At 69.7% G+C, this 6,930-nt stretch carries 6 protein-coding genes and 1 pseudogene; 1 reads left to right on the plus strand and 6 read right to left on the minus strand.

Going from position 1 to position 6,930, the window contains the following annotated elements:
* Nucleotides 1-276 precede the first annotated feature (276 nt).
* The 3 genes from ACFWA7_RS30905 to ACFWA7_RS30915 form a co-directional block, all read right to left on the minus strand.
* Nucleotides 277-1,188, minus strand: a complete 912-nt coding sequence (locus ACFWA7_RS30905) for an ADP-ribosylglycohydrolase family protein (RefSeq protein ID WP_385826402.1) — start codon at nucleotides 1,186-1,188, stop codon at nucleotides 277-279.
* Between the two features lie 12 nt (nucleotides 1,189-1,200).
* Nucleotides 1,201-1,860, minus strand: a complete 660-nt coding sequence (locus ACFWA7_RS30910) for a histidine phosphatase family protein (RefSeq protein ID WP_385546454.1) — start codon at nucleotides 1,858-1,860, stop codon at nucleotides 1,201-1,203.
* A 64-nt stretch (nucleotides 1,861-1,924) separates the two neighbouring features.
* The gene (locus ACFWA7_RS30915) at nucleotides 1,925-2,530 is read right to left on the minus strand and encodes a YdbC family protein (RefSeq protein ID WP_385546457.1); all 606 of its coding nucleotides are present in this window, start codon (nucleotides 2,528-2,530) and stop codon (nucleotides 1,925-1,927) included.
* Nucleotides 2,531-2,654: 124 nt separating this feature from the next.
* Between ACFWA7_RS30915 and ACFWA7_RS30920 the strand changes: the two genes are divergently transcribed.
* Nucleotides 2,655-3,185, plus strand: a complete 531-nt coding sequence (locus ACFWA7_RS30920) for a TerD family protein (protein ID WP_385826405.1) — start codon at nucleotides 2,655-2,657, stop codon at nucleotides 3,183-3,185.
* Nucleotides 3,186-3,358: 173 nt separating this feature from the next.
* Here ACFWA7_RS30920 and ACFWA7_RS30925 read toward each other — a convergent pair whose 3' ends face one another.
* From ACFWA7_RS30925 to ACFWA7_RS30935, 3 genes and pseudogenes are all read right to left on the minus strand, one after another.
* Entirely contained in the window at nucleotides 3,359-4,474 is a 1,116-nt protein-coding gene (locus ACFWA7_RS30925) for a hypothetical protein (protein WP_385826408.1), read from the minus strand.
* Nucleotides 4,475-4,686: 212 nt separating this feature from the next.
* Complete coding sequence (locus ACFWA7_RS30930; RefSeq protein WP_385826411.1) at nucleotides 4,687-6,090, minus strand: hypothetical protein; 1,404 nt, start codon at nucleotides 6,088-6,090, stop codon at nucleotides 4,687-4,689.
* Nucleotides 6,091-6,847: 757 nt separating this feature from the next.
* Nucleotides 6,848-6,930: pseudogene (locus tag ACFWA7_RS30935) on the minus strand (transposase); the annotation flags it as partial.

Below are 6,930 nucleotides of genomic sequence, written 5' to 3' on the forward strand. Positions count from 1 at the left end.
CAGGTCCGGCACCGTGATCAGGCGGCTCCGGCACGGCGGTCAGGCGGCCCCGGCACTGTGGTCAGACGACCCCAGCACCGTGGTCAGACGACCCCGGCACCGTGGTCAGGCAGGCCCGACACCGCGATCAGACGACCCCGGCACCGTGATCAGGCAGGCCCGACACCGTGATCAGGCGGCTCCGGCACGGCGGTCAGGCGGCCCCGGGTCCGGGCGCCCGGGGAAGGCGCCCCGGCTCCAAGGGCTCCCGGCCAAGGCCAGGCCCGAAGGCCCGGCTCAGCGCGGAGCCGTCGCCGGGACCCAGCCCGGCAGCTCCTCGGTCCGCGCCAGCCACTCGGCCGGGGGCGCCCCGGCCTTGCCCGCCGCGATCACCCCGCCGACGATCGCGCAGGTGGTGTCGACGTCGCCGCCCGCCTGCGCGGTCGTCCAGAACGCCTTCTCGAAGTCCCCGAGCCCCCGCGCAGCCGACCACAGCGCGAACGGCACCGTGTCGTGCGCACTGGTCCGCCGCCCGCACCCGAGCACCGCGGCCACCGTGCCCGCGTCCCCGTAGTCCAGCATGTCCCGCGCCCGCCGCAGCCCCGCGCCGACCGCGCTGCGCGGCACCAGCGCCACCACGCCGTCGAGCAGCTCCGCAGGCGTCGGCGGGCCCGACGGGGCGGCGGCCAGCGCGGCGGCGGCCGCCACCGCCATCGAGCCCACCACGGCCTCGCGGTGCTGGTGGGTGGTGTACGAGGAGATCTCGGCCTGATGGGTGGCCTGCTCCGGGTCGTCCGCGTACCAGGCACCCAGGGGCGCGATCCGCATCGCGGAGCCGTTGCCCCAGGAGCCCTGCCCGTTGAAGAGCGCGGCGGCCAGCTCCCGCCAGTCCCCGCCCTCCCGGATCAGCCGCAGCATCCGGTTGACGGCCGGGCCGTACCCCCGGTCGAAGTCGTGGTGCTCGGCGAAGGAGCGGGCGAGCCGGTCCTGGTCGATCCGGCCGTGCGCGGCCAGTACGGCCAGCACCGAGCAGGCCATCTCGGTGTCGTCGGTCCACTGCCACGGGCCTTCGGGCAGCCGGCGCCGTTTGAGCAGCGGATAGTGGGCGGGGACGAAGAACTGGGAGCCCAGGGCGTCTCCCACGGACAGCCCCCGCAGGCTGCCCAGCGCGCGTTCGAAACGTGATTCGAGTGTGGAGTCAGCGGTCATCGCACACCCACTCTAACCGGTGATGCCGTACGGCTCGGGGACGCGCCACCGCGCGAACTGCCGGTCCAGCGTGTACCTCCCGTCCGGGCCGAGGAGCAGCGTCCTGCTCTCCGCGTTCCCCGGATTGGAGAGCGACTCGAAGTCCGCCACCGTCCAGTGGAACCAGCGCATGCAGAACAGCCGCATCGTCAGGCCGTGGGTGACGAGCAGAACGTTCGGCGGGTGGTCCGGCGCCTCGAAGCTGCGGTGCAGGCTCTCCAGGAACGACCCCACCCGGTCGTACACGTCCGCCCCCGACTCGCCCTGGGCGAAGCGGTAGAAGAAGTGTCCGTACGCGTCCCGGTAGGCCTTCTGCAGCCGTACGTCGTCGCGGTCCTGCCAGTTCCCCCAGTCCTGCTCGCGGAGCCTGGGCTCCTCCCTGATCCGTACGAGCTCCGGATCGAGCCCGAACGCCCGGAACGTCTCATGCGTGCGCCGGTACGGCGAGACGTAGACGCTGACGCGCTCGCGGCCGAATATCTCGCGCAGCCCCACCCCGGTCGCGCGGGCCTGGCGCAGCCCGGCCTCGGTGAGCCGCAGCGCGTGGTCGGGCTCGCGCTCGTACACGGTGTCATCGGCGTTCCCCTCCGACTCGCCGTGCCGGACGAGGACGATGCGACGCGGTCTTGCCATGCGTCAACCCTAGATCGCCGGTCTGACATTCGAGCAGCCGTCCGGCCGCCATCCGGCGTATCGCTCACACCGTCCAGCTGGGGTTCAGGTCGACGACGGCCCCGGACAGGCCCGCCACGTCGGCCTCCGTCCCCGCGCGCAGCGAGAGCCGCTCCACCCGGTCGGCCCGGTACTTGCCGTGCTCGGCCGCCGACCGCCACATGGACAGCACCAGGAACTCATTGCCCGGCGCCTCCCCGAAGACCCCGCGCAGCATCCCCGGCGACCCGGCCATCGCCGGGTTCCAGATCCGCTCCTGCGCCGACGCGAAGTGCTCGACGCGGTCGGCGTGCACCCGGCAGTGCGCCACCCGCACCACATCGGCATCGGTGAAGCGCGGCTCGAAGCCGGTCTTCACGTCGAAGCGGTGGTCGAACAGCTTGGCACGCGCGTCCCTGAACGTGCCGGACTGCGCGGCGGCGAGGCGGTCGTGGGCGCGCGCCATGAAGGAGTCGTAGAACGGCCGGCTCTCCCAGAACGTGAAGACGTGCGCGACATCGGGCCGCCCCCGGCTCCACCCGCCGCCCTGGCCTCTGAATCCCGGCTCCCCCAGCAGTCCCGCCCACTTCCGCTGCCCCCGGTCGAAGCCGGGACGGTCGACCACAGTGCAGCGAATCCACTTGACCAGCACCGCGCCATCGTACGGCCCCCGCCCACGGCCACGGTCCCACTCCGGCGGACCGGTTCGCCCCGCGCGCGTGGCAGCATGGTCGGTGAGCGGCTGACAACGGGCAGTCACGGGGAGGGGTTTGGGGATGAGCGGCTTCAGCAAGGGGCTCGACAAGGTCGTGGTGGCACTGCGGTGGGACCCGAGCCCGGTCGGCTCCCCGGGCCACGACCTCGATGTGATCGCCGCGGTCTACACGGCGTCCGATCCGTACGGCAGCCCCGCCTATCTGGTGCACTTCGACAGCCGCTCCCCTGACGGCACGGTCTATCTGAGCCGCGACAGCACCACCGGAAGGGGCTTCGGGGACGACGAGGTGCTGACGCTGGAGTTCGCCCGCCAGCCGGACGCGCATGCCCGGATCGTGGTCGGCGTGGTCATCCAGCAGCGCCCGGACCGGCTCGTCTTCGCGGACATCGCCCACCCCGAGGTGCACATCCGCGAGGGCTACACGGAGCTGGCGAGCGACGACTTCTCCACCGTCGCGCACAGCACGGCCGCGACGGTCGCGGAGTTCGTCCGGACCTCGGGCGGCGCCTGGGTCTTCCACCCGGCCGTGCGCGGCTTCGACCTGGACCCGGACGCCTTCACCGCCGCGATGGGCGCACGACCTGTCTGACTCCCGCGTACGTAGTACGCAGGTGAAGAACGAGGGCGTGCGCCTGCCCCCGAACGCCCCTGTGGGGACCGGCAGTTCACCGGTCCCCACAGGGCAGGGCCTCTCAGCCCTCAGGAGCGCTCGGGCTTCGAGCGCCCGTGATACTGGCGCAGACCACTTATTCCTGGCGTGCGCTATTCCTCGGCATCTGGCTCTCGATCGGGGAACGCACGCAGCCTCAGCTGTGGCGCCCTGTGGTCGGCGAGCCACCGCATCCGGTTGTCATCCGCGGCGATCCCGGCACGTGCGGCCAGGGTCCACTCCTCGCGGTCGAGCACCTCGAGATAGGTCGCCCGGAGCGCTTCCTGTTGTGCCACGGTGCACCCCGCAGCCTCGGAAAGCTCCGTAGTCAGGTGCTGAGTGAGCACCGCGATCGTGAAGTAGCGCTCCGTGGTCGGGCTGAGCAAACCCACACGGCGGGCATGAGCTTCCAGGACCACTCTCGAATGGGGGTAGTGAGCGAGGGTGAGTCCCATCCCCCCGCAGTCGCTCATGAGATGGAGTAGCCGACCGATGTGGTCGACCATCTCGCTGTCAGTGTCGAGCTCTGCAAGCGCCTCATGGAGTCTGACGACTGTGGCGACCTTGCCGGCGAAGTATCCGTTGAGGAAGTCGCCGTCACAGGCCCTGCGCAGCAGCCATCGTCGGGCAGCTGGGTCGTCAAGTCTGCAGAGAGCTTCGACGACATAGACGCGTCCCCAGCCGGTGACTCGCTCGGCGAGCCAGAGCAGGGCTTCGACTCCTCCCATCTGCCGCTCTAAGGCGTGCGCCGCCAGCGGCCCGAAGCGTTCGGAGAGCAGCCCGATCGTCTGAATCAGTGGGATGTCGTCAGCTGTTCCCACAACGGCGAGCAGGGCAAGCCCGACGGTGACTGAGCAGCGATCGGTGCCATAGCGGACCAGCCAGCGGCCCGTTTGACGAGCGCGTTCTATGTCCACCCGCGCAGCCGCGGCGGCGATGTGCTCGTTGTGGTGAATCGGGACATAGACGTCGTGGAAGACGTCGGCCAGTTCGCTGGGCAGGGCAGAGGCCCTCACGAAATGCGTGTCCAGAATGAGCGCAATATCCTTGCCGGCCAAGTGCCGGTCTTTGGGTGCCTTCGGGCCTCGGCGACGGTGCAACGCGTCATCGGGAAAGGGATACCCGTCGCGCGGAAGCGGCTCATCCGGAACCAGTTGATGTAGCCGCAGCGCGTGGTCGAACAGCGTTGTCGGTGATCCGGGCAGTCCTGTCCCGGTCGTCCCGCTCATCGGCGGACGGAGGACTCGATTCTCTTGATCATGGCCTGGAGCATGCCACGAGAGCAATCGCCGCGACAAGCCCTCGACGCGGCGGCGCGTTGCATCAAACACAACAGCCAGGCGTCACGCTCGCCGAAGGCGGTGGAGCCCCGAGATCGGCGCCACCGCCCTTACCAGCTACTTCACGTCCTGAAGGCGCTCGGTGTCCTGGCGGAGACCGCTTATTTCTGAGGCGTCGTATTCGTCTGCTGGCGGAGGTCCGCGACACGAGCGGCAAGGTAGTCGGCCCAGGAGGCCTTGGCGAACGCGGCCCAGCGGACAGCGGTTTCAAGATGGAGACCGAGGATGCTCGCGAGGACCGGTGCAGGCAGATCTCCGGCGAGTGCAACCAGGGCGGCATTGCGGGCGGGCCGGGTGTTGATGCCATAAGCCAGGAGCTTCGTGCTGAGTCCCGTCTGCGATGTGGGGCGGCCGGGGACCAGTCCAGGGAAGAGCCAGGGCTCACCGCGGTCGACGCGAGTAAGGGCGGCACGGGTGTGCGGTGCCTCGGCCAGTTGGTGCAGGAGCTTAGCGAGGCAGGGCGGCAGCAGGATCGGGTGCCGGTCGAGAGTGAGGTAGGTGTTGTCGGCGCGGCCGGTGAGTTGGGTCGCGGTCAGGTGCCGGACGTGGGAGGCGTGCAGGCCAAAGAGCAGGATCAGAGCGCCGGCGACCCGGGTGTCTAGGGCCATGGCCGAGTCTGTCAGGCACCGTTTCAACAGTTGCCAACGTTCGTCTTCGTCCATCAGTTGGCTGGGCTGCTGCCGTGGCATGGAGGGCACCTTGAGCTTGTCGGTGAGGCCGCGGTCGGTGGTCCAGGACAGGAAGTAGCGGATCGTGTAGATACGGGTGTTGCCCGTGTCCAGCCAGCGGTCGAGGTCACCTTGCGTGAGCTCGCCCAGCGCGATGCCGTGTTCGTCCAGCCAGGTGAGGAACTCCAGGGCCACCAGGACACGGGTGCGGAGGAACGAGCCCGGCTCGGCCGGGCGGCGTCTCTGGGCGGCACGACGCCGGGCCCTTCGCAGCAAGTACCAGTGCACGTAGGGACAGATCAGCTGGACGTGTCTCGCGGAGCGGTCGGCGAGGATCGTGTCCAGCCAGGCAGGGATGCGGTCGAGTTCCTCATCGCGCTCGGAGAGAACACCGAGGTGGACGAGAGTGTGCCGGACGTAGTGAAGGTGACGGCTGGGCAGGAGCTGGTCGAGCTGCTGGTGGGTGATTGGTTCACCGGTGGCAGCCAGGCTGGCGAACAAGGCGGCGTTGGGGCTGTGCTTGAGCCAGCCCAGGATGCTGCGGGGACGGTCCACATGGGCCAGCGCATCCCGCAGCGGCTGTAGCTGTGCCGGGACGTACCCGTCGGGGCCGGACAACACTTGCTGGACGCGTTCAGCAAGCACGCAACGGGCGCACTGGGAGTCGGCGTAGGCGCGGCCGCCGAGGCCGCAGGTGCGGCAGGTGTAGTCAAAGGCAGTGCCCGAGCAAGCGCCGCAGATCCCGGTGCCGTCCTCGGTGATGCCGATCAGCGGCTGGTGGCGGCTGCAACCCGAGCAGGTCGCGGGCGCGTCCAGTACGGCCGTGTAACAGGTCAAGCAGACCGGTCCGATCGGCCAGTAGGTGTGAACAGGGCAAGACTGTCCGCAGCGGCAGCACTCCTGAGTTAGCCCCGGGCGGCAGCTTCGGCAGGCCCATGAGCCGCCAGTCCCACGCTGGCAGGGACGGACGTTTCCGCAGACAGAGCAGGTCTTGGTAGGCCCGTTGTAGCAGTCCTCGCAGATATCCGGCCGTGATCCGCTGGCCCGGCGGGCGATGCGTTGCACTTGACCGCAGCGGCCGCACTCTCGGACGGGCCTCTGCTGTCGGTGGTGACAGGGAACGCAAAGCGGCCCGTTGGGGCCGTTCGACCCGGCCGGGCCAACGGATCCGCACCTCGTGCAGGTGCGCTGAGGGGCAATCCAACAGCTCGTGCAGAGCGGCGAGTTGTCCGGAAGCCGGGTGACGGGCATGCGGAACTGCCCGCAGGCAGCACATTCCTCGACGACATTCGGGTCGACGCGGTAGCAGGAGTAGCAGATGACCCCCTCGGCTCTCCGGGCGGCGAGCCGAGTGCCGATGCGGCCGCATCTGTCGCAGGTGCCCTTGCTACTGCGGGTAGCGCAGTTGACGCAGAGGCGTCCCCGTGGGCCGCGTCGTGGGAGGTCCACGTCGGATCGGCCGCAGTCGGTGCAGGACGGGCGGATCACGGCGGTATGTCCGGCCGCGTGGAGGATTTTGGCGAGGCGCACGATCACGGGCGGGCAATGGGCTTCCCCGCAGATCAAGGCATCTGGGTGGTTGGCTAGTGCCGCATCAGGCAACGTTTGCCCGGTCGACGACGGCGCGTAGGTGCTTGTCGTCGGCGTGGCGGTTTCGCCAGATGATGTAGCGGCGGA

The sequence above is a fragment of the Streptomyces sp. NPDC059994 genome (assembly GCF_042737755.1).
Taxonomy (GTDB): Bacteria; Actinomycetota; Actinomycetes; order Streptomycetales; family Streptomycetaceae; genus Streptomyces.

Bases quoted from the DNA above. Each gene is read 5' to 3' on its own strand.
- ACFWA7_RS30905 (WP_385826402.1), bottom strand. From the start codon at position 1,188: ATGACCGCTGACTCCACACTCGAATCACGTTTCGAACGCGCGCTGGGC.
- ACFWA7_RS30910 (WP_385546454.1), bottom strand. From the start codon at position 1,860: ATGGCAAGACCGCGTCGCATCGTCCTCGTCCGGCACGGCGAGTCGGAG.
- ACFWA7_RS30920 (WP_385826405.1), top strand. From the start codon at position 2,655: ATGAGCGGCTTCAGCAAGGGGCTCGACAAGGTCGTGGTGGCACTGCGG.
- ACFWA7_RS30925 (WP_385826408.1), bottom strand. From the start codon at position 4,474: ATGAGCGGGACGACCGGGACAGGACTGCCCGGATCACCGACAACGCTG.